The sequence below is a fragment of the Bacillus sp. FSL K6-6038 genome (genome assembly GCF_038050455.1).
Lineage (GTDB): Bacteria > Bacillota > Bacilli > Bacillales > Bacillaceae_G > Bacillus_A > Bacillus_A pseudomycoides.
This window is the reverse complement of the sequence record NZ_JBBOUH010000001.1, coordinates 2,896,752-2,918,717: the sequence shown is the minus strand read 5'-3', so window position 1 is coordinate 2,918,717 and position 21,966 is coordinate 2,896,752. Positions and strand designations below refer to the sequence as shown.

Genomic DNA, 21,966 nt, shown 5'->3' with positions numbered 1-21,966 from the left:
AGTTTTATATTAGTTCAAATAAAAACCATGCTTTAGACGATGTCAAAGCATGGTTTTTGTGTATAACTTAAAAATCTTTATAGAAGTAAAAAAATTACAAAGCACTCCTGAAGTTGTTATAAATAGAACTGGTAACTCAATCTCTTTTTAATATTGAAATTTCCTTAACGTTGTAAATCTGCATTTTCCTGACGATACCCCATTTAAGAAAACCCTATATCAGAGCCATTTAGTGACCTTAAAGATGTACATCCAAATGCTTCTTCAACAAAAAGAGTTTCTATCCATCCTAGAGCAAGAGATTGATGAATTAGCCATGCAGTTTGAAGAGTATGAGATTCTCCGTTCTATACCGGGAGTAGGATGTAAGATTGCGGCTACGCTCATCTCCGAAATCGGGGAGATCAAGCAGTTTAGTCACCCTAAAAAGCTAGTGGCCTATGCAGGAATTGACCCCAGGATCTATCAATCAGGTAAGTTTACAGCTACCATAAACTGCATCACGAAAAGAGGCTCTTCCAAGCTCTTCCAAGCTACGACAAGCTTTATATACAGCCGTTCAGTGTGGATTAACGAATAGTCGAAACACCAAACTCAGAGAGTTTTACGACAAAAAAAGAAGTGAGGGAAAACCTCACAAACTAGCGATAATAGCCTGCGCCAACAAGCTATTACATTGGATTTATGCCATTCTCAATCATAAAGAGAATTTCATAGCATAACAAATAACTAATAATTACATTAATTAAAAAAACTTCAAATTGTTGTTTTGAAGTCTCTTTGTCATACCTTTTTTTATTGTACCATTACTTATGAATCAATATTAAGCCAAAAGTATTGACTTATATTAGCTGGTATAATTGAATAAATGAATATTAACTACATGTTTAAATGACTACACTTTAACAACATTCACTTTCCAGCTATTTTGCAGTTTTCGAATAAAGATGATTTGACCAATGTGATATGCGTTATGAGTAGATACATTTCCAAGTATCTCCCACCACTTCGCATGTGCAGGGAAGCCATTTACTGCACTCTCAACTTTTTCTTCCGTTAATAAATCTTGCCATTGTAACAACACCTCTAAAAGTTGTTCTTTTAAGTCACTAAAACTTTTATTTTCGGGAATTATAAAACTTTTATTATTATCACCTATGGAAGGTACAGCATTAACATGAGATTTTTGGTACCTAGTTTGCCATGTTTCATTCCAATAAAGTAGGTGCTGCACAATTTCAGCAATACTATTACAATTTTCGTTAGGCTTCCAAAACGCTTCTTCCTCTGACAAATTTTCGACCGAGTCAGAAAATGGAAGGTACCAGCTAGGATCATTAGCATTAGCTAATAATTGATCGGATAAGACGTCTTTTGCATGAAACATGCTCTCCACACTCCTAATAATTTTTTTCTGATTTATTCAAGTTAAAAACCAAAGTAGTGGTAAAACTCAGGCCTCAAATGTAATAAATCGACTACCTAGTTCTATTAATTCTCTTATATTAAGTTAATCCCTTCATTATTTTTTCATAAGGGGGTCCTACCATATCGCTATCAAGCTAAGGTTTTAATATACCCTCTAAATGAACATTTTCTTTTTCTACAGGTAGTTACTTTGAGAAGTCAGCTCATTTTTTCGTTTTGAGGGCGTTTATTTTTCTTAAGCTGATGAATATGGAGTACACCCCTAGGTTAAAATAAATTTCCACTTAGAAACAAGTGATTTTAACAACGTTAGGAGTGTTTCATGCAGCACAATGTCATTTGTGTTGTATCGCAAGAAGAAAAATTACATTAGAAAAGAGCCGGAATTCACCCTGTTAAGAGTAAACCAAATCTTTAATATTTAAAGGACGAAAAAAAGAAACATAGAAGTGAAAAACTTCTGTGTTTCTTTTTGATTCATATATTTATTGGAAAATACTTTGAACTTTCAGGCACAGATACTTCTTCTACCCTATTATAGAAGCTATTTTGAACGTAAGGGATTTGTAAGGAATAGGTAAGGAAAAAGAGATTTTCATTGTGTATGATCAAAATATAAAGAAGCATGAAAGGCGGAACAGATATGACTTATATATGAAAAACAAACCAGTTAACAAGAGTGTTTCAAGGAAAAGAAGTAATTTCTGGGGTTAACATACATGTGAAAAAAGAGGGATTTACCGTTTGTTAGGACAGAATAGCGTTTGTAAAAATAATCATTATGAAGATGATTACAAATTTAATGTTGACCTTTTGTCATTGGTAGAGATGATAGCTGTGTGGTTAGTATGAAACAGCAAGCAACCACCTATCCAATATGAATAGAGGAGAGGAATACCTTATGAAAACACGTAGCCAAATTACATTTGCAAGTCTGGCCCTTTTAATAGCTGGAAGTTCCCTGTTATACACAACACCAACCTCAATTGTAAAAGCAGAGTCCACTCAAAATGTATCTAGTTCGTTACAAACAAGCACTCAACGAGATCGTAATTCCGTCAAACAAGTAATGCGGGATACATTGCAACTTGGATTCCCGGGGATACTTGCTAAAACTTCCGAGGGTGGAAAAACGTGGAGTTATGCCGCTGGGATAGCGGATCTGAGAACCAAGAAACCAATGAAAACAGATTTTCGCTTTCGCATTGGCAGCGTGACGAAGACGTTCACCGCAACAGTTGTACTTCAATTAGCTGGAGAGAACCGCCTGAATCTAGACGACTCCATCGAAAAATGGTTGCCTGGTGTCATTCAAGGAAACGGATATGATGGTAACCAGATTACTATCCGGCAGATATTGAACCATACAAGTGGTATCGCTGAATACTTAAGGTCAAAAGACGCTGATATGATGAATACCAAAAAAACATATACGGCTGAAGAATTAGTAAAGATTGGGCTTTCTCTGCCTCCAGACTTTGCCCCAGGAAAGGGCTGGTCTTATTCAGACACAGGATACGTATTACTGGGTATCCTTATTGAAAAAGTAACCGGGAACAGCTATGCGGAAGAGATTGAAAATCGGATTATTGAACCGCTTGAATTGTCGAATACATTCCTACCTGGCAATTCAAGCGTTATTCCAGGCACCAACCATGCCCGTGGATATGTCCAACCAGACGGAGCAAGTGAGCTAAAAGACGTTACTTATTATAACCCAAGTATAGCTAGCTCGGCTGGAGATATGATTTCTACTGCTGACGACTTAAACAAATTCTTCTCTTACTTACTCAGTGGCAAATTACTGAAGGAACAGCAATTAAAACAAATGCTTACTACAGTTCCTACAGGAAGTGCTGAAATCAGCGGATATGGTCTTGGAATCTATGAAACTAAGCTTCCAAACGGTGTCTCGATATGGGGACACACAGGTAGCATTCCAGGGTTTGTTACTCTTGTTGGGGGTACACTTGGAGGCAAGCATACGTTGGCCGTCAATTTGAACAGTATGGGTAAAGCTAACTTTAAAAATATTTTACTTGCTGAATTTAGCAAGTAGGCAAAAAGGAAAACAGGATAAATTTTGTCATATTTTTTATAGTTGAAAATATACCTTTCTGGTTCAAAAACCCCCAACTTACTCTAAAAAATAATTTTTGGGGTTTTTGGAATTCCAGCGGCAATCCGACGCTATTAAGCTAATAAAACAAAAAGCTCCCTAAAATGAAAAAATACGTCATCCTTTCCTATTGGAGTGCCCCCTGAGAAAGAGACAATAAAAAACACCTCTCTAAATCGTAAGTATCAGTTATGATTTTAATGGAGGTGTTTTTCGTATTATGGATACAATTTCGCTTTAGCTTGATTGGCATGGGGTACCGCCACACATCCATCAACTTAAGAATTTTATAACACACCCAAAACGAAAAAATGTACATCTCCAGATGAAAATGTACATTTTTTTGTTTTGGGATACTTGCTTTTCTTATCTTGATAGTGATGTGGTGAAACCCTTTAATTGTAATCATCATTTTGATAATCGTTATCTAAGCTGAGCACTCTTCCATGTGGACGATATTCTATGTGAAAGGTATTATGTTATTACTTGTACTGAGGCTCTTCTTGTTCAATTTGCTGAAGACGAGGATTTAAAGATTCAATAATTTCTTGAGTTTGTTGTGCTGCACCTTTATATAATTGTTTTGCTTGCTGGTTATCAGTATCAAGAACAAATCCTTCTAGGCATGCTTGAGCACTCTTTAATCCAGCAATAGTTTGTTTAAGTTTAGTGCTTACTGTCATGTAGTATTTCCTCCTTGTAAATGTACTTCAAAATATAGAATGCCTATTTTGTTATCATAGTACGATTTCCAATTTTAGGGTTATTGGAAATAATAACCTTAAATTAGAGTTATGTGAATGAGAAATTTTACAGTTAATTATTCGAAGGAGGATTTTTTTAGCTAATAGATACATGGAATACCATTAAGTGGTGTTATGTTAACTTAACATGAATAGAATATTCATAAGAAAAATCTACCATGTAAGAATGTGATTTATTTACATATTGTATGGTAAAGATTAGCTTCATGGATGGATATGGAATAGTTTTGTCCCGATAACAAAAACTAACAGAAAGAAAACGATACTATATAAAGTAAAGGAGATTAAATATGTTGAAAAAGATAGGGAAAACTTTCCTGGTACTCCTCTTTGTATTTATCGGCGTATGTTTTGTTTTGCTTGTTTGGGATGAAATTGACAGAACAGCAGCTGAAAAAAGTGGGAGATTTGGCCAGCAGCCTAGCCAATACCCTATTCGTCAAAGTGATATTACTATGTATACAGACGGGAAACAGTTAAACAATCAATTATTCTCAGATATAAAGGAAGCAAAACATTACGTGCATATTAACTTTTTCTCTATTGCTGATGATAAAGTAAGTCATCAGTTTCTAGAGTTATTGAGGCAAAAAAGTCAGGAAGGTGTAGAAGTATACTATGCAGTGGACAGGCTAGGTGGAATTTTACTAAAGAAAAAGGAAAGAGAATTATTAGTTAAAAAAGGAGTGCATTTTACGTATTACAATAAGCCTGCTTTCCCTTATCTTTCTTCTTCTTTGGATCATCGGAATCATCGTCGTATTTCAGTTATTGATGGAAAGATTGGGTACATTGGCGGATTTAACATTGGCAAGAAGTATTTAGGAGAAAAAGAAAAACTTGGTTACTGGAGAGATTATCACCTTCAAATACGAGGAGAAGGAGTTCAAGATCTAGAACACCAATTTGTGTTAGACTGGAAGAAAAACTCAGAGAAACCGATTCCGATACATAGTGCGATAAAGGAAAAGGGAGCAACCTCGCATCGATTTACTGCATATTATAGCGGAGAAAAACTTGGGCAAGATTATGCAATGCTGTTTCAACAAGCAAAAGAGTCCATCATTATATTAACACCTTATTTTATACCAAAAGACAGAACTATTTGGAACGCATTAGTAGATGCAAGAAAGAGGGGAGTCCGTGTCAAAATTCTGTTCTCACCTCATTCGGATGCACTGTTAGTTAAAGAAGCAGCGTATCCATATATCCGAAAAGCATTAAAACAGGGAATAGAAGTATATGGTTATAAAAAGGGAGTGTTACACGGTAAAGTATTTTTGATTGATGAAAAAGTATTGATGGTTGGGACCGTGAATTTTGATTCGCGCTCGTTTCATTTAAATGAAGAAATGAACTGTTATATCCATGACCCTGTCTATATTTCGAAAATAAAGCCAGTCATTAATGCAGACTTACAAAATTCAAAGCGAGTAACATCCTCTGACGTCAATCAATTATCTATAAAAGAAAAAATGAAAGAAAAGGTTGCAAAAATGTTTGAGTATTATTTGTAAAAACAAAGTATTTTTATATTAAGGAGTGGTAAACTGTATTTTATTAGAATTTCTAAACATAGAAGAGTACGCTATAAATGACTATTCACCTCTAGGTAGTTCCTTTGTAGCCGCAAATTATAATGATAAATATCTTTTATGCTTCAATATATATCGAAAACAATGGGAATTACCAGCTGGTGGAAGAGAACAAAATGAGTCATTACGAGAATATGCGGTAAGAGAACTATACGAGGAAACATCACAAAGGGTTCAAAATTTGAAATATGGTTCGATTAAACCGTAAAATTTTAATGCATAATTTTTTGCTATCACAATTCATTGCAACAAAATTATCCAACTACTAATTTAGTTCATTTTTGTCAATCTGTTAATTTCCTTAAATAGAAGAGGTATTAAATATTGCGATACCTCTTCTTCACATACTTATGAACCATAAAATCTAGAGGATGGGATTGCTATGATGGAAATCTTAATATTGTTGGTATTACTTTTTATGCTGTATGAATTGATTAAAATAAAAAATGAACTTAAATTCTTTAGAAATGATGTAAAACATATATTGGAGAAGGAAAATAAAGATATATAATTTAGCTTCTGTTAACGGAGATTATGGTAAATAAATGAGGAGTGATATTAAATGTTAGATGTTTTAAAACAACAGTACAGCTTTATTAGCTCTACCAGAGAAATTCTATTTGCGTTTTTGGAAGAAATCCCACTGCAAAAGTTGCACAGCACAGTTCCAAATTTCGGAAGTGGTAGCATTATACAGACCCATATTCATGTAGCCGATTGCTATCGATACTGGCTTGGATCATTCGCATTTAACCAAAGGCGAGCAGATTTTTCGTTTGCTACTGATTATGAAATTAATCATTCAGATGTCGAGAAAGTTCGCGCCAAATTTGAGTTAGTAGATGAGATTGTACAACGTTTTTTGGATGAATTCCATGCTCGCTGGTTCGAAAATATAGCAAATGAAGTGAAATGGCAAAAAGAACCATGGAGTACAACTCCACTATGGCTTTTAACCCATACCGAGACACATGAATTTCATCATAAAGGACAAATCGTATCAATGGCTCGTCACCTTGGATACAGTCCTCCTAACACAGACCTTGATTAATTCAATTGTACTAAAAAATGATCTACTCTAATGTCTGGCGACACAAATCTCCCTACTCTTACGACACAAAAGTACCAACTGTTTTATTTTTCTATTAAGCTTTATTAATGAATATTATTGATAATATAAAAAGACTTTCTTTGATTTGAAAGTCTTTTATATTGCTATTGTAAAGCACAATCTAATATTTCTTGATAAAGACTGTTCCATTCATGATGATATAAGGATACATCATGAAGATTTACAAACTTACGTTGTGCAGATTCATATTTAGCTTCGAATGGATGTAGTCTTGTTATATGCATTTTGTAAAATACTTGGAAACCAATTTTAGGATAAGGACTATTTTCATTCCAGAGCGGATTTTCACTATGGTCAACGATTATGTACCCCAACAATTCGCATTCTCCCCCTACATAACCTTCTTCCATCGCTTCACGTTTACAGCATTCTTCTGGAGTTTCATCAAATTCAATGTGCCCTCCTGGAAAATCCCATCCTCTTTTAAATCAACCAATAATAATTTATTTTTTGAAAACAAAAGCCGTGTACACTTGTAATTAAATCGTTTTGTGGAAGTTTATTGTTCTTTTCCCAAGTTAATTTAACCCTTGATTCTCCCCAGTTTACATAGGTAGTAGTCAATTTTCTCCCCCCAGTATCAACAACAATTAACAATTCCCTATTTAAATATCTTAAGTGGTTTAATTTGAAAAATGTTCTTTTCTGTATTATAGAATATTTGTTTATTTTTATCGAATACCAACAGAGTTATTTAACATAGCCTTCTATTAAGTTGGGAACTTCGTGTCGCGTGTTCATCAAGTTGGGATTTTTATGGTATTGGGAAAGTTCCTGCAGAAAATGGAAATGTGCTTAAGAAGAAAACAGTACAATTTTTTGAGAATTTGAATCTGAATGGTGGATCTAAAAAGCCTCTTAGCAATTTAGTGGAAGCGCATGAATGGGGGAGTAAGCATTTTGATAGTTGGATAGAATCTTTAACTGAAAGTGAAAGAAGTGCTATTAGACAATATACTGGGGATGATTATAGAAAAATTAATAATTATCTTAGGGGAATCGCAGACTCTTTGGATGGTGTAGAATCAAGTGTAATTGATAATATTAAAAGCGGTTTAAATAAAGCAAGTGTTCCCTACGATATACAAGTATATCGTGGAACTGATTTAAAATCATTTGAAAATCTAATGAGCCGATTTTTTTACTTTAAGAAAAAATCGGCTCTCATTTTGCTAAGTTTGTTGCAATGGACGAAGAGATTCCAATGTTGTCATATCTTTTACATTAAATCGATATTCTCCAAAAAAGTTTATATGCTCCCAGCCCAAGTGGTGAAATATGTTCTAGCAATTCCTCATTGAAATCATACTTACTCTTTAATACTTCTATAGTTTTACTCAAATAAACGATATTCCATAAAGTCTTGATGGCGATGGGCGGGACTTCAATTAAAGTTTTTTAAACCTAATTGGACTTACCATTAAGAGAGCGAGGATTAATGTAATCCATGCATTACTATATAAAAACAATCCCATACCAGCCAATGGTAATCCAGCAGCTGGAATAGGTAATCCCTTAAAATATCCAATGGTTGGTTTAACACTAAATTTAGCTAATCTTAAAGCACCCATCGTTGGGAAAAGGATAAATGCCAAAGAAGTTAAAATAGATGGTGTTGCTATCGAATGAAATAAAAGTGCAGGAGCAACTCCGAAACTAACAATATCAGCTAAGGAATCCAATTCTACACCAAACTCACTGTTCACTTTTAATTTTCTCGCAATCCTTCCATCAAGAAGATCTAAAACAGCTGAAAAGAAAATAAAAATGGAGGCTACTTCCAAATAGTCACTCATATTCATGGTAATTGAAAAAACACCGCACAATAAATTTCCGATCGTAAATAAATTGGGTACAGCTTTTACTATCTGATTGAACAAGGTTGTCCCCCCTAAGTTGATCAAACTTCACATTTATGTAGCATTTTCTATATATTCTTCCGTTATTCTTAAAAATATATGACCACTGTACGCTAAGTAAATTCGACAAGAGAAAAGCCGATTTCCTGTACGTTATGTTGGTTTATAAAAATGTTTGATCATGGGTAAGTCTATTACTGTTGATTTACCTAATATAAAAAGCCTGTTTTGAAAAAAAGATTAATCAAAACAGGCTCTAAAATAGAAAAGGGGAAAGAGGAGAGAGGTAAAAACTTGAAAAGTGTAATTTGATGTAAGGTTCTCAGTTTATGAATATAGAATGCAGTAATCCCCTTATTAAAAGTAATTTTGATTATATTGTAATTATGATGCATGAAATTATTTTAGTGTAAACAAAGAAAAGGTACCTCCTGCTGCAAGGTACCTTTTCCAAGGGATATAACTCATTATCTAAACGATCGATGGTCATTTTATTGAGAAATAAATCAATTACTTAACAATAAAAGGAAAATGATTGTAACAAGCGAATGAGATTTAAGAAGAATTTACCGATATATGAACTTTCTTCTATTACATTAGTTTAAGGAGGACTATAAAAATGTCTGATCTCTATTCTCGTCTTTCCAAAAATGATGCCGCTGTTCTTCTAGTGGATCATCAAACAGGTCTTATTTCCAGCCTAGTGCGTGATTATGGTGTTGATGAATTTAAGAACAATGTTTTGGCTCTTGCTAATACCGCTAAGTTTTTTGATTTACCAGTTATTTTAACAACAAGCTTTGAAAACGGACCGAACGGCCCACTAATGCATGAATTGGTTGAGCTCTTTCCTGGTGCGCCAAAAATAGCTCGACCTGGACAAATTAATGCATGGGACAATGAAGAATTTGTTAAAGTCATCGAAACAACAGGTAAAAAGCAACTAATTATCGCAGGGGTTGTTACTGATGTTTGTGTTGCGTTCCCAGCACTATCTGCTGTAAACGCAGGATATGAGGTATTCGTTGTAACTGATGCATCAGGGACTTTTAGTAAACAAGTTGCAGATGCTGCCCTTATGCGTATGGCTCATGGAGGAGTCCAATTAATGAACTGGTTTAGCGTTGCAGCAGAATTACATCGTGACTGGCGAAATGACGTTGAAGGTTTTGGAGCTTTACTTGCTAAACATCTTCCTAGTTATCAAAATATCATGGAAAGCTATATGAGAGCTCAAAGAGAGCTTAGCAAGTAAAATGACTTAATTAATAGTTGTACTGTTTTATTTTTTTCGTTTTCGGGAGCAACCAATTTCTTAACTTGATGGTGATGTATGGTGACCCCTATTAGGCTTGATAAAAATAAAGAATGCCCTTGCTTCAGTCAAGAAACAAGGGCATTCTTCATTTTTTAATTGATAATCCATATACAAGTGTTTCGCTAGGAGTCGTAATACTAAAACCTGTCATTTTATAATCAAGCTTTAATGTATTTCCTATATAGTCTTTTGTAAAATCATCCATTTGAATAATAAGTTGCTCATCTTCATAAGCGATTTCATTTGGATTATACTCATCGAAAATTAAATCAACATCAACAAATATACTACAAGAATTTGTCATTGTACCTCTAATACGTATGATGTTTTTGTTATTTGCGTTTAATTTATGTAATACGGCTTTTGCCTCATCAGTTACGCGAATGTTTATGGAATCCCAACCTTTGTTTATAGTTCTTATTCTATTATTGTAAAAACATTAGAAATAGGGAAGTAAAGGGTTTCAATGGATGATAAACGTATAGGGATTACGATTTGAAAAGTAAGGATGGAACCGTAAATGTTTGTGTTAAGCATAACTCGTCATCACTTATTTTCTCAACTTCTTGATACTTTATCTCATTCTTTTGGTAGAACTTTTTCCAAAAGTTCACCGCTGTTTTATTGTTTTTTAATTGCATTACATAATAGGTTCCTTTGTGCTGTTTTAAAAGTTCTAAAATTGCTTGATCTGCTATCCTTTTTCCGCGGTACGCTTTTAATATGAAAAGATCGTTAATGCAGCAGTCTGTTTCAGGTGCTGTGAATGGTGGTTTCGCTAATAGAAGAAACCCGATATATTTTTCTTCATATGTAATGAAATAAGGAGAAAGCTCATCTCGGTTACAAATAAGTTCAAAAGCATCAAATTCAAAAAATCCATTTTCATTTGGATGAAGGGTAGGGGAGAATTCGGATAAATCATGTAAATATAGAGCATAAAAATTCTTTAATATTTCAAGTTGTTCTGTGGAGACAATTTCTAACGCGACGTTCATTTTAATCCCACCCTTTTTTAAATAATTCCTCTATGCAGTAAACCATTCGACATAAAGAAAACATATCCTTTGAATGTGAAGGATTCATTCCAATAAAAAAGGTCAGCAAACATGATTGATGTTTGCTGGCCTTTTATCACTTAAAGTTCACATTTATCAAGAGGAATTACTTTTGTTTTCTTTGTAAATTTATATCCTAACCACATCGCAAGGAAGAGAGGTAAGCCAATATAGGAAACAAGTACACCATTCCAATCGATAGACTCGCCTATAAATGCTCCGTAATTTTGTCCTAAAATGACAATGACACAAAGTGCAAATGCGAAGATTGGACCAAATGGGAACCATTTTGCTTTATACGGTAAATCATTTAAATCTTTTCCTTGTGCAATATATGCTTTTCGGAAACGATAATGACTAATAGCAATTCCGACCCATGCAATAAATCCGGACATTCCAGATGCATTTAATAACCAAATATATACAACACCGTCGCCAAATAAGGAAGCTAGGAAAGCGGCACAGCCAACTACTGAAGTTGCGATTAACGCGTTAACAGGTACGCCGCGGCTATTTAATTTACCTAAAAATTTCGGTGCTTTTCCTTGTCTTGCTAAATCCCAAAGCATACGAGCTGATGCGTACATACCTGAGTTACCAGCAGATAAAACTGCAGTTAAAATAACTGCGTTCATAACAGAAGCGGCAAATGCAACTCCTGCTTTTTCAAATACAAGTGTAAATGGACTTACTGTTACATCGCTAGCTGCAAGACTTTCAGTTGTATACGGAATTAATAAACCGATAACAAGTATTGCAAAGATGTAGAATAATAGAATACGCCAAAAGATTGAGCGAATTGCTTTTGGAATGCTACGCTCTGGATCGGCAGTTTCACCAGCAGCTACACCTAATAATTCAGTTCCTTGGAATGAAAAACCAGCAGCCATAAATACACCGATAATTGCCATAATACCACCGTTAAATGGTGCATCTGCAACAGTAAAGTTTTTAAATCCAACAGGTTCGCCACCCATAATACCAAAAATCATCATAAATCCAACGATTAAAAAGATAATAACAGTAGCTACTTTAATAAGTGCGAACCAATATTCCGCTTCACCAAACCCTTTAACAGATAAGTAATTTAAAAGAAACATAATGACTAAACAAAGGCCACTCCAAATAAGGGAAGGTGTATTTGGGAACCAAAACTTCATAATTAATGTTACGGCTGCAAGTTCAGCGGCAATGGTAATTGCCCAGTTATACCAATAATTCCAGCCGAGTGCAAATCCAAGTGATGGATCGACAAATTTTGTCGCGTATGTGCTAAAAGATCCAGTGACAGGCATGTAAGCTGCTAATTCAGCTAAACTTGTCATTAAGAAGTAAACCATAATTCCGATTGCCGCATATGCGATGAGAGCTCCGCCAGGCCCTGCTGTGTGAATGACACCACCACTGGCAAGAAATAGTCCAGTACCGATTGTACCGCCGAGAGAAATCATCGTAAGGTGACGAGATTTTAACCCGCGTCTTAATTCACCTTGTCCTTGTGTAGATTGTTTTGTAGAGGTAGCTTGATTCGTTGCGCTATTCATGTTCAACACTCCTTTTCTTGTAAGATTAGGAAGGAACGGGGAGAAAAATACAAAAAACCGCCAAAGGAATTTGGCGGAACGTTTCACAAATAACCACCCCATCATACCCTTCCGTTAAGATAGCACCCCACGTTTACACGGTACTTTGTAAACGTGACAGTTCTGTTCCTGTTTGGAGACAGCCCCAGCTCGTACTTCCAGAGAAGAAATACAAACTTCGGCAGCATTTCCTTTCAAACGGAGTCATTGACATTCTCTGTGTCTAATCCGTTCTACTAATAAAAGCCGCAACCTCTACCTCATCGGATTGATGAGGATTTATTTATTGCTGTGATTTTTAATATATGGCAATTGTAATTAGTTTCTGAAAATATTGCAAGGAATTTTTGTAGGAAAATATCAAAAAAAATCGGTTATTGTATAGGAAACGTTTCAAAATTCCACCCGAACCTACTTGATATGTAAAAAAATGAAGAAAAAATTGTTATACAAATGTTTCGCAAAAAGATATGGAAAATCCTCTAAAATTAAAAGAAAATTCAGAAAAATAAATTCGACATTGATTATAAGCAAAATAAAGAGTGCTAAAGAGATTAAAAAAGGTAAGCAAACTTATCATTTGCTTACCGTAGTATTTCACACCACTTTATAATTATTTCCGTTTTAAGGCAAAACTCGTTTTTGTCCAGTCGTATATCCAACGTTTTGTTTTGTAAGCTGGGAGTGATTTCTAACCGAAATGAAAAGTGCAATGATAACGACAAGACCCGCTGCAATATAGGAAAGGTTAATAATTGTTGGATCCACTTTAAATGATGTAAGCAGTGTCCGGATATTTGTAAAAATAATCAGTCCACCAACGAGTACACCAAGTAAATGTGAAGGTACAATTCGTACTAACCATGCAGCGATTGGAGCGGCGATAATGCCGCCGAGCATAAGAGCAAATACCCAAAACCAGCTTACTTGTTCCCAGCCCAATGAAATGAAAAATCCAATAGTTGCAGCTAATGAGACAGGAAACTCACTCGTATCAACGGAACCAATGACTTTTCTTGCTTCATTTCCACGTGCGAGAAGTACTGGTGTAGTGATAGGTCCCCAGCCACCTCCACCAGTTGAATCAACAAATCCCGCAAACAATCCGAGTGGTATAAGTTGCTTACCAGACATACGTTTATTTGATTGGACAATTTGTTTTTGAATAATAAATCGTAATAAAATATAGACACCTAAAGTAAATAAAAAGATAGAAATGTAAGGTTTAATTAAATCACCTGGTAAATTGCTTAAAAAACAAGCACCAACAAAAGCACCAATTGCACCTGGTAATGTTAGTCTGGAAACAGTGTATTTATCAACGTTTCCAAATCGAATATGAGATACGCCAGAAGCTGCAGTGGTAACAACTTCAGCTAAATGAACAGATGCGGAAGCGACAGCAGGTGCAATGCCAAACATTAATAATAATGAGGAAGACGTTACTCCGTAAGCCATTCCAAGTGCCCCATCAATCAGTTGAGCAAAAAAACCAATAATAGCAAAGACAATTAATTTTTGCATATAAAATCCCCCTGTAATAATAAATAAAAAGGCTCTTTTCTCAAGTGAGAAAAGAGCCTTTGGTTTTTCCAATCAGCTTAACGTTAATTTTTTATTATTATAATGCATATTAATCTCATAAAGCAACTAGGTTTTAAAAGTTTTTTAAATTGATTGAAATAACAGAACAGTTATATAATAAAAGGATGTAAATAAAGGGAGGGGAAAATTATGTTAGCATTTGATCATCTCGTTCATACCGTTAGGTGCACACCAAAGGAAGCAGAAAAGCGAATGGAGGAGCTTGGATTTCATACGGTACAGGGCGGAGAACATACAAACTGGGGGACATGGAATAGTTTATGTTATTTTGACTTATCTTATATTGAATTTTTAGCAGTGCAACATGAAGATACAGCGAAACAAGCGGATAATCCACTTGTTCAGGAAACTGTAGAGAAATTACGAGATAGAGAAGGAATGCTGCAAATTGCTCTTCGTACAGATTATATTGAAGAACTTGCGGTAAGGTTCATGGAAAAAGGGTTACAAGTTAAAGGGCCGTTTGAAGGAAAACGAATGAGAAATGACGGTTATCTTATCGAATGGAAAATGTTATTTGTGGAACAGGAAGATAGTGGACCGAAATTACCTTTCTTTATACAGTGGGAAGAATCTGATGAGAGTAGGCGATTCGATTTACAAGAAGTGGGCGTCATTGTCCCGCATAGCAACGAGGTAAAAGAAATTCAGACAATATATTATGCTGTAAAAAATGCACGTGCAACAGTAGAAAGATGGAAAGAGATACTCGAAGTACAAGTGACTTTACCTGAAATTCATCAAGAATGGAATGCGCTTTGTCAAAGTATATTGCTTGAAAATGTAAATGTGCAGTTTTGTGAACCTAGTGGTGAAGGGTTCGTGCAAGAATGTTTGTTAAAATATGGAGAACTTCCTTTTGCGGCTGAATTTCAAGGAGCAAATACACAGAAGAAAAAACAACAAATTTTAGGGAATGTATACATATATTAATTGGAGTGGTCTATGTGGAAGAGGTGCTAAGGGAGTTAGAACAACAATTGGATTGGCCTCGTATAGTAAAATGTACTTTGATTCCAAAAGGTTTTTCATTTGATAAAAAATATAAAATTGAATTAGAAAATGATGAACGCTATTTTATTAAAGTGTGTGATATGTCAACTAGTGAACGTAAGCGCGAAGAATATGAATATACGCGTCATTTTGAATCATTAGGTATACCAATACCCAAACCAGTTCATTTTATAAGGCTTGTTAGATTAAATCAATGTGTACAAGTATTTGAATGGGTTAACGGAGAAGATGGTGAAGATATACTTGGAAAGTTGACTGAGAAAGAGCAATATTTGGCTGGAAAAAGGGCGGGAGAAGTCTTAAAGACAATTCATACAGTGAAGAAAAAGAATGTAGAAGAATCTTGGGAAACAGCTCGATGGAATAAATACGAGAGATATTTGCAATTATTAGTGGAATACGAGGTGGATTTTATTGACTTGCAATCGGTGTTAACCTTTGTAGAAAATCATAAGAATTTATTGCGAAATCGTCCTACTGTGTTTCTGCATGATGATTTTCACCCAGCAAATATTATGATTCATCATAATGAATTTCGTTCAGTAATCGATTTTGCGAGGTTTGATTTTGGGGATCCCATTCATGATTTTTATAAAACGGCCTTGTTTACAATTGATATAAGTGAACCATTTGCTGTTGGACAAGTCCATGGGTATTGTGATGGGGAGCCGTCACTTCATTTTTGGAAACTATATTCACTGTATGCAGCGATGATTTTTCCAGCAGATATTGTTTGGGCACATAAAGTAACACCAAATTTATTAGATGGAATGAAGGGGAGGTTGAAGCGGATTGTAGACGATCAGAATGATTTTACTTCCTATATTCCAAATTGGTATAAATCTTTTAATAAAGATATAATAAATATAGAATAGTTGGGGGTGTTGATTTGGATAAAATAGCGGTTATTTCAGATATTCATGGTAATATTCCTGCTTTAGAAGCAGTTCTTAAAGACATCAAATTAAAAGGGATAGAACGTATTGTGTGCTTAGGTGATCTAGTAGGGAAAGGGCCACATTCTAGTGAAGCAATTGAGATTATTCGGAAAGAATGTGAGCATGTTGTAATGGGAAATTGGGATGATTTTATTACAAAGCCTAGTGATTTCGAAACATTACAATGGCATCAAAAACAATTATCAGAACAGCAGCGGAATTATTTAAGGGAATTACCATTTTCAATTGAATTTATAATGAGTGGGAAACTAATTAGAATGTTCCATGCATCACCTAGAAGCCTATATGAAAGAGTTCAGCCCGGAGCTCCAATGGAACAACGTGTTAGTTTATTTGAAAACAGTAATCTTACAGAAAACATTGAAGGTGAAAGGAAACCGGATGTCGTTTGCTACGGAGATATTCATCAAGCCTATGTGCAAAATTTTCGTGGGAAAACTTTGTGTAATGCAGGAAGTGTGGGTAACCCGCTTGAGATTACGCAAGCCTCTTATTTGATTTTTGAAGGTGTATATGGCCAAAAAGAGGCAGCAAGTTTCTCAATTCAACTTGTAAGAGTTCCTTATGATATAGAGCTTGCGATCCGATTGGCTAGAGAAGAAGAAATGCCTGAGATTGATGCGTACATACAAGAATTGACGACAGCTAAGTATCGGGGATTAAAGTAGAATTAGACAAAATATATTTGTTAAATCAATATACAGTTCTGTATAAATACTTAAAAATATTAACTATAGGGGAGGGAATATTCTAAAATAATTATTTTGAATATTTAAAATAAAAAGCCGGATGAATGATTGGGAGAGTAATTATAACTTCTAAATAGAGAGAATTAGAAATAGCGAAATCATTAGATACAATGATTTTTCTCCAAATAGGCATGGTTAAAAATCCTTAGGTTAGGTTGGCAGCTCATGTCTGTATTCAAAAGGTGTATAGTAACCTTAATAAATGATGAAATATGCTAAAAGTTAAAAACTAACGAGGGAATAGAGATGAAAATACAATTAAAGGCGGATTTAATGTTACTATTGGTTACATTTTTTTGGGGGGCATCCATCTTACTTACAAAAGTTGGCCTCAATTACATGCAAGAATATAATTTAATCTCATTACGTTTTATTATTGCTTTTCTTTTGTCAGGTATAGTGTTTTATAAGCATTTAATCAAAATTGATTTTAGAACTATTAAATATGCTTTTATATTAGCTGTTATCTTGTTTATAGTTTATATTTTTGCGACTTTTGGTACAAAGTATACATCGGTTTCTAATGCTGGTTTTTTAATGAGTCTTACAGTGATATTTATTCCAGTATTATCATCTATTTTTTTAAAACAAAGACCTGAAAAAAAAGTTATATTGGGAGTTGTTTTAACAATAGTAGGGATAGGGTTATTAACGTTAAATAGCCAATTAAAAATAGGTTATGGAGATATATTATGTATTTTATGTGCTCTATTTTATGCAGTCCATATCATCATTACTGGAACAATAACGAAGCAGGTTAATTCAATTAGCCTTGGAGTTTTACAACTTGGTTTTGTCGGTCTATTTAGTAGTATTTTCTCAATGTTTATGGAAAATCCTAAACTTCCTAGTACTGTTGAATCATGGTTTTCAATTTTAGTATTAAGCATATTTTGTACAGCAATGGCTTTCATTGTTCAAATCATTGCACAGCAATATACGAGTCCTACACATACAGGTCTTATTTTTTCATTAGAACCTGTTTTTTCAGCGGGTTTTGCTTTCGTTTTCACAGGTGAAACTCTCACAGCTAAAGGTTATTTAGGTGCAACTCTTATATTATTAAGTGTAGTAATCGCTGAACTAGATTTTAAAAGTTTATTAAAAACAAATTATAAAAAAAATATAGGATAGATGTTTTTTAGAATACGTTCAAGTTGAGAATATTCATTTATATCATTTTAGCTCATATAAATCAGATTTACTTTTGATAAGTAGTTTTATGCTAATAGTTAGTGTTTGTAGCAAATAGGGTATAATTTTTATAGCAATAAAAATCAACGATAAAATTTCTTAATGTTTTGTAAATATCTAACTGAGGTGGACTATTTTTGAAAAAATGTGCTTATGAATTTCTAAAAATAAAAACTTTAAGTAAATCACATTTGATTATAGTAACAAAAAGGTATTTTCACGTCTAGAAAGCACACAGTTATTTGTTATAGTTTCATACTTGTTTCCGTAGTCTAAAGCATTTTTCATGGAGCATTAATGCTCCATGAAAAATGTTTTTTTATTTTTGACAAAATTCAATGGCGGTATGTAAACGAGAAATTCCGTCCTCTATTTGATTGATATTTACTTTCCCATACGATAACCGAATATAGCCATCTTTTGCTCCAAAAATACTGCCAGGCATAAAGGCTACTTGCTGTTTTAAACTTTGCATTATAAGCTGTTTTTCGTTAATAGGCTCCTTTAATTTTCCCCATATGTAAATCCCGCCATTAGGATTTGAAAAAGAAATCTTATCTTGAAGATAATAATTTAGGGCATCGACAATGACATCTCTTTTTTGTGCTAACTGATTGCGTAATTGTGTTATATGCGTATCAAATGGAACAGTTTCAAAAAATTGCTGCATGAGCCATTGAGGAAATATACTCAGTCCTAATTCCATTTGATGCCGTGCATCTGATAACCGTTCTACTACTGACTGTGGAGCAACAAGCCAACCGATACGAAGGCCAGGTGCAATCATTTTGGATAGTGAATGCACATAGATGACGGTTCCATTTTCATCAATGGATTTTAAAGTAGGGCAAGGCTGTTTATTTTCTAATGTTAATAAACTAGATGGATCATCCTCAACGATTGGAATACGTAGGTCTGCGCATAACGATAAAAGTTTTTTTCTTCGATTTGGATGAAGCATCGTACCTGTTGGGTTTTGGAAATTTGGATTTAAAAAAATCATTTTAATTCGGTGCTTTCGATATAGTTCATGCACATCTTCAGGATTCACTCCATGTTCATCAACAGGTAACGGGAAAATACGAATCCCCGCTGATTGGAAGAGGGGTAATGAATAGCAATGTGAGGGGCTTTCAAATGCTACCGCATCACCTGGGTTTAATAAGCATTGAACGATAAGATGAAGCGCTTGTTGTGCCCCAGAAGTAATCATAATCGATTGTTCTGTTGCTTCAATTTTTAGATAATCTCTCATATATTTCGCTGCCGCTTGTCTTAATGGTAGATAGCCTAGTGGATGATCATAGCTAAGTGATTGCGTTAAAGGTTGCTCACGTAAAATGCTTTGTAACTGTTCATGGGGAAACAGGTTACAACCAAGTTCTCCATTTGCGAAATCAATTATATTTTCATTTTGCTGGACTTGCTCTCGAATATGTCGAAGTAGTGGTAAATTCGGTAAAAAAGTACCACCTTCTACGAATCCTCTCCAGTTCGGTGTTAATGTTGGAGAAACGCCCCACATATGTGTACTTACACGTGTACCTCTTCCAGTTGTGCTGTCCACAATTCCCATAGCACGCAGTTCATTATAAGCAGTTGTAACAGTACTTCTGTTTACATTCAGTTGGATTGCTAATTTTCGTTCCGAAGGGAGAAAGCTACCAGGATGAAGCTCTCCGTACATAATACGTCTTTCAATAAAATCAACAACTTGTTGATAAATCGGAATCTTGCTGTCATTATCTAACTTCCATTCCATTTATAACGTCCCCTTATTCTTTATCTAGTTTCATTATAACAAATTGGCTGGGTGAAAAAACAGCCAATTGGACGGTGTGGTATCCAGCCAATTTTACTATGCTAAGGTAGTGGAAGGGGAGATTCGGATGAAACGATGGCAAATGGAATGGCTCCTAATATCAGTTGCTTTAGTATGGGGAGCGAATTATACAATTGGAAAATATGGAGTGGCGTATATGTCAGCCATTCAATTTAATAGTTTACGATTTTTAGTTGCATCTCCGGTATTATTATTGATTACATTTTTTATGGAACGATCGCTACGAATTGAGAGAAAAGATTGGTTAAGATTATTAGTAGTTGGGATAGTTGGAACAACATTGTATCAAACATTATTTATGTTATCTGTAAAATATACATCAGCAACAAATGCGTCACTATTAATTGCGATGTCACCTATTTTTACAGGGATTTTAGCAGTGTTACACAAACAAGAACGTTTTTCGATGAAGATTCAAATCGGTTCTTTATTATCCTTTAGCGGCGCAGCACTTGTTTTATTAACAGGGCATACGAATCAATCTACATATGAGTATGCTTGGCTTGGAAATCTAATTGGATTAGTTGCTGCGATTGCTTGGGGTTGGTATCCAATTCTTGCACAGCCACTTATTACAAAATATTCGGCAATGCGAGTAACATCTTGGTCTACATTAATTGGCATTGTGCCACTTGTCGTATATTGTTTATTCAACGTAAATACACTAACATGGCAGACAGATACGTTAAGCTGGGGTTCATTAGGTTATTCAATCCTCTTTGCAACAGTCTTTGGACTAGCGATGTGGTACGTTGGTATTAGCAAAATTGGCTCTACAAAAGTAATGGTCTATATGTATCTTGTCCCGTTGTTTGCTGTCATTTTTGCCGCAGTAACAATTGGAGAAAGAATAAATACGATGCAATTGCTTGGCGGACTTGTTATATTTATTGGTTTGTACGTTGTGAAAAAAGGAGCGGTAAAAAAGCCCGCTTTCAATTTGGAAAAAGTAAGTTAATGTAAAAATGACCTCTTTCTATGAAAGAGGTCATTTTTATTTTTGTAAAGATAGCGCTTGTTTCACTGCCCATTGTTTTATAAATTATATAGAAATATACGTATGGAATTGTAACATAGGGCTTTTTTCAAAGCCCTATGTTTATTCTAATTAGCTTCAATTCTAAGTGCTTGAATATCACGACAGTCCAAAACAATTACAGAGCCAGGTTCTGTTGTGTTATCCACAAAGGTTGCGCAAAAATTATCTGGATTAAAGTTAGTGAAAATAAGATCCTCTAGTGTTGTTCCTGTAAGAAAAACATCTACTTCTGTACCTAACTGTAATCTTTCTAATTGTTCGCAGGCACATTTTGTATGCTTAGTCATATAAAAAACCTCCTTTTCTCGATTTACTATTAATATATTAATCAATCAAATAGAATGTTTGGATTAATAACCCAGTAATACTAATTATTTTGCTAGTTTATATTTTTAAATGTACAGGGCGTGGAAATGAAGGAAGCTGAAGACGCAAACAAGGTTACAGCATTTTATTATACAAATCAAAAAGTAGAATCGGTAGAGGAACGTATGTGGTTTGTAGAGTTGTTTTTATCTGATGAATTACGAGTAAAAAGAAGGTGATACTCTTTAACGATATGGAAATGTCTACTTATTACGGAGTGGGCGGTGGTATACGTATTATTTCGGATATGCGTGCTCTATTTCGCTGATAATTGTCTAGGGAAATCGGAATTGAAACGTAAAATAGAAAGGACAGATATTGCAGTTAAAGATGTATTATAG

The 21,966-nt window shown here is 34.6% G+C and carries 20 protein-coding genes, 5 pseudogenes and 1 riboswitch; of the genes and pseudogenes, 14 read left to right on the top strand and 11 right to left on the bottom strand.

The annotated features are described in order from the left end of the window. Window positions 1-199: 199 nt before the first annotated feature. Window positions 200-722, top strand: a pseudogene (locus tag NSQ40_RS15185) (transposase); the annotation flags it as partial. A 173-nt stretch (window positions 723-895) separates the two neighbouring features. Here the strand turns inward: NSQ40_RS15185 and NSQ40_RS15180 are convergent. After that, entirely contained in the window at window positions 896-1,387 is a 492-nt protein-coding gene (locus NSQ40_RS15180) for a DinB family protein (RefSeq protein WP_003198536.1), read from the bottom strand. A gap of 720 nt (window positions 1,388-2,107) precedes the next feature. Here NSQ40_RS15180 and NSQ40_RS29475 point away from each other — a divergent pair. Further along, window positions 2,108-2,233, top strand: a pseudogene (locus NSQ40_RS29475) (ABC transporter ATP-binding protein); the annotation flags it as partial. Window positions 2,234-2,329: 96 nt separating this feature from the next. After that, window positions 2,330-3,487, top strand: a complete 1,158-nt coding sequence (locus NSQ40_RS15175; RefSeq protein WP_098101472.1) for a serine hydrolase domain-containing protein — start codon at window positions 2,330-2,332, stop codon at window positions 3,485-3,487. 542 nt (window positions 3,488-4,029) lie between these two features. On the opposite strand, the gene NSQ40_RS15170 is transcribed toward NSQ40_RS15175, so the two are convergent. Then, window positions 4,030-4,230, bottom strand: coding sequence for a DUF1657 domain-containing protein (locus tag NSQ40_RS15170; RefSeq protein ID WP_003198197.1), 201 nt, complete (start codon window positions 4,228-4,230; stop codon window positions 4,030-4,032). 371 nt (window positions 4,231-4,601) lie between these two features. Between NSQ40_RS15170 and NSQ40_RS15165 the strand changes: the two genes are divergently transcribed. The 3 genes from NSQ40_RS15165 to NSQ40_RS15155 all read left to right on the top strand — a co-directional run bounded on the left by NSQ40_RS15165 (window position 4,602) and on the right by NSQ40_RS15155 (window position 6,957). Next, window positions 4,602-5,828 (top strand): phospholipase D-like domain-containing protein, encoded by a 1,227-nt coding sequence (locus tag NSQ40_RS15165; protein ID WP_003207494.1) that lies wholly within the window; start codon window positions 4,602-4,604, stop codon window positions 5,826-5,828. 25 nt (window positions 5,829-5,853) lie between these two features. Then, window positions 5,854-6,114, top strand: a complete 261-nt coding sequence (locus NSQ40_RS15160) for an NUDIX domain-containing protein (protein WP_003198201.1) — start codon at window positions 5,854-5,856, stop codon at window positions 6,112-6,114. 354 nt (window positions 6,115-6,468) lie between these two features. Further along, the gene (locus NSQ40_RS15155; RefSeq protein WP_003198206.1) at window positions 6,469-6,957 is read left to right on the top strand and encodes a DinB family protein; all 489 of its coding nucleotides are present in this window, start codon (window positions 6,469-6,471) and stop codon (window positions 6,955-6,957) included. Window positions 6,958-7,121: 164 nt separating this feature from the next. Here the strand turns inward: NSQ40_RS15155 and NSQ40_RS15150 are convergent. Beyond that, window positions 7,122-7,602, bottom strand: a pseudogene (locus NSQ40_RS15150) (NUDIX hydrolase). A gap of 227 nt (window positions 7,603-7,829) precedes the next feature. On the opposite strand from NSQ40_RS15150, the pseudogene NSQ40_RS15145 reads away from it, so the two are divergent. Next, window positions 7,830-8,156 (top strand): annotated as a pseudogene (locus tag NSQ40_RS15145) (ADP-ribosyltransferase); the annotation flags it as partial. Between the two features lie 54 nt (window positions 8,157-8,210). Here NSQ40_RS15145 and NSQ40_RS15140 read toward each other — a convergent pair. Then, window positions 8,211-8,400: pseudogene (locus tag NSQ40_RS15140) on the bottom strand (Tn3 family transposase); the annotation flags it as partial. 26 nt (window positions 8,401-8,426) lie between these two features. Next, window positions 8,427-8,918, bottom strand: a complete 492-nt coding sequence (pssA, locus tag NSQ40_RS15135; RefSeq protein WP_018767515.1) for a CDP-diacylglycerol--serine O-phosphatidyltransferase — start codon at window positions 8,916-8,918, stop codon at window positions 8,427-8,429. Window positions 8,919-9,516: 598 nt separating this feature from the next. Here pssA and ycaC point away from each other — a divergent pair. After that, window positions 9,517-10,152: an isochorismate family cysteine hydrolase YcaC gene (ycaC, locus tag NSQ40_RS15130; RefSeq protein ID WP_003207504.1), complete on the top strand. Its 636-nt coding sequence runs from the start codon at window positions 9,517-9,519 to the stop codon at window positions 10,150-10,152. 148 nt (window positions 10,153-10,300) lie between these two features. Here the strand turns inward: ycaC and NSQ40_RS15125 are convergent, their stop codons facing one another. The 4 genes from NSQ40_RS15125 to NSQ40_RS15110 form a co-directional block, all read right to left on the bottom strand. Then, complete coding sequence (locus NSQ40_RS15125; RefSeq protein ID WP_098159306.1) at window positions 10,301-10,606, bottom strand: iron-sulfur cluster biosynthesis family protein; 306 nt, start codon at window positions 10,604-10,606, stop codon at window positions 10,301-10,303. A 97-nt stretch (window positions 10,607-10,703) separates the two neighbouring features. Then, window positions 10,704-11,213 (bottom strand): GNAT family N-acetyltransferase, encoded by a 510-nt coding sequence (locus tag NSQ40_RS15120; RefSeq protein ID WP_098159305.1) that lies wholly within the window; start codon window positions 11,211-11,213, stop codon window positions 10,704-10,706. Window positions 11,214-11,353: 140 nt separating this feature from the next. Beyond that, window positions 11,354-12,817 (bottom strand): amino acid permease, encoded by a 1,464-nt coding sequence (locus NSQ40_RS15115; RefSeq protein ID WP_018767512.1) that lies wholly within the window; start codon window positions 12,815-12,817, stop codon window positions 11,354-11,356. A 112-nt stretch (window positions 12,818-12,929) separates the two neighbouring features. Further along, a riboswitch (Lysine riboswitch) is annotated at window positions 12,930-13,122 on the bottom strand. A gap of 358 nt (window positions 13,123-13,480) precedes the next feature. Beyond that, window positions 13,481-14,380 carry a sulfite exporter TauE/SafE family protein gene (locus tag NSQ40_RS15110; protein WP_018767511.1) on the bottom strand — a complete coding sequence of 300 codons (900 nt, stop codon included), beginning with the start codon at window positions 14,378-14,380 and terminating at the stop codon, window positions 13,481-13,483. 210 nt (window positions 14,381-14,590) lie between these two features. On the opposite strand from NSQ40_RS15110, the gene NSQ40_RS15105 reads away from it, so the two are divergent. From NSQ40_RS15105 to NSQ40_RS15090, 4 genes are all read left to right on the top strand, one after another. Continuing rightward, window positions 14,591-15,394, top strand: coding sequence for a VOC family protein (locus tag NSQ40_RS15105; protein WP_098101473.1), 804 nt, complete (start codon window positions 14,591-14,593; stop codon window positions 15,392-15,394). Window positions 15,395-15,408: 14 nt separating this feature from the next. Continuing rightward, on the top strand, window positions 15,409-16,350 hold the full coding sequence (locus tag NSQ40_RS15100) for an aminoglycoside phosphotransferase family protein (RefSeq protein ID WP_098018190.1): 942 nt from the start codon (window positions 15,409-15,411) through the stop codon (window positions 16,348-16,350). Window positions 16,351-16,364: 14 nt separating this feature from the next. Continuing rightward, window positions 16,365-17,102 (top strand): metallophosphoesterase family protein, encoded by a 738-nt coding sequence (locus tag NSQ40_RS15095; protein ID WP_003198232.1) that lies wholly within the window; start codon window positions 16,365-16,367, stop codon window positions 17,100-17,102. A gap of 327 nt (window positions 17,103-17,429) precedes the next feature. Continuing rightward, window positions 17,430-18,317: a DMT family transporter gene (locus NSQ40_RS15090; RefSeq protein WP_098101474.1), complete on the top strand. Its 888-nt coding sequence runs from the start codon at window positions 17,430-17,432 to the stop codon at window positions 18,315-18,317. 379 nt (window positions 18,318-18,696) lie between these two features. On the opposite strand, the gene pdxR is transcribed toward NSQ40_RS15090, so the two are convergent. After that, on the bottom strand, window positions 18,697-20,139 hold the full coding sequence (gene pdxR, locus NSQ40_RS15085) for a MocR-like pyridoxine biosynthesis transcription factor PdxR (RefSeq protein ID WP_018767509.1): 1,443 nt from the start codon (window positions 20,137-20,139) through the stop codon (window positions 18,697-18,699). A gap of 127 nt (window positions 20,140-20,266) precedes the next feature. On the opposite strand from pdxR, the gene NSQ40_RS15080 reads away from it, so the two are divergent. After that, complete coding sequence (locus tag NSQ40_RS15080) at window positions 20,267-21,178, top strand: DMT family transporter (RefSeq protein ID WP_098101475.1); 912 nt, start codon at window positions 20,267-20,269, stop codon at window positions 21,176-21,178. A 146-nt stretch (window positions 21,179-21,324) separates the two neighbouring features. On the opposite strand, the gene NSQ40_RS15075 is transcribed toward NSQ40_RS15080, so the two are convergent. After that, on the bottom strand, window positions 21,325-21,546 hold the full coding sequence (locus NSQ40_RS15075; RefSeq protein ID WP_003198239.1) for a hypothetical protein: 222 nt from the start codon (window positions 21,544-21,546) through the stop codon (window positions 21,325-21,327). A gap of 126 nt (window positions 21,547-21,672) precedes the next feature. Here NSQ40_RS15075 and NSQ40_RS15070 point away from each other — a divergent pair, with 126 nt between their 5' ends. Beyond that, window positions 21,673-21,804, top strand: coding sequence for a hypothetical protein (locus tag NSQ40_RS15070; protein ID WP_255258775.1), 132 nt, complete (start codon window positions 21,673-21,675; stop codon window positions 21,802-21,804). Window positions 21,805-21,966 lie beyond the last annotated feature (162 nt).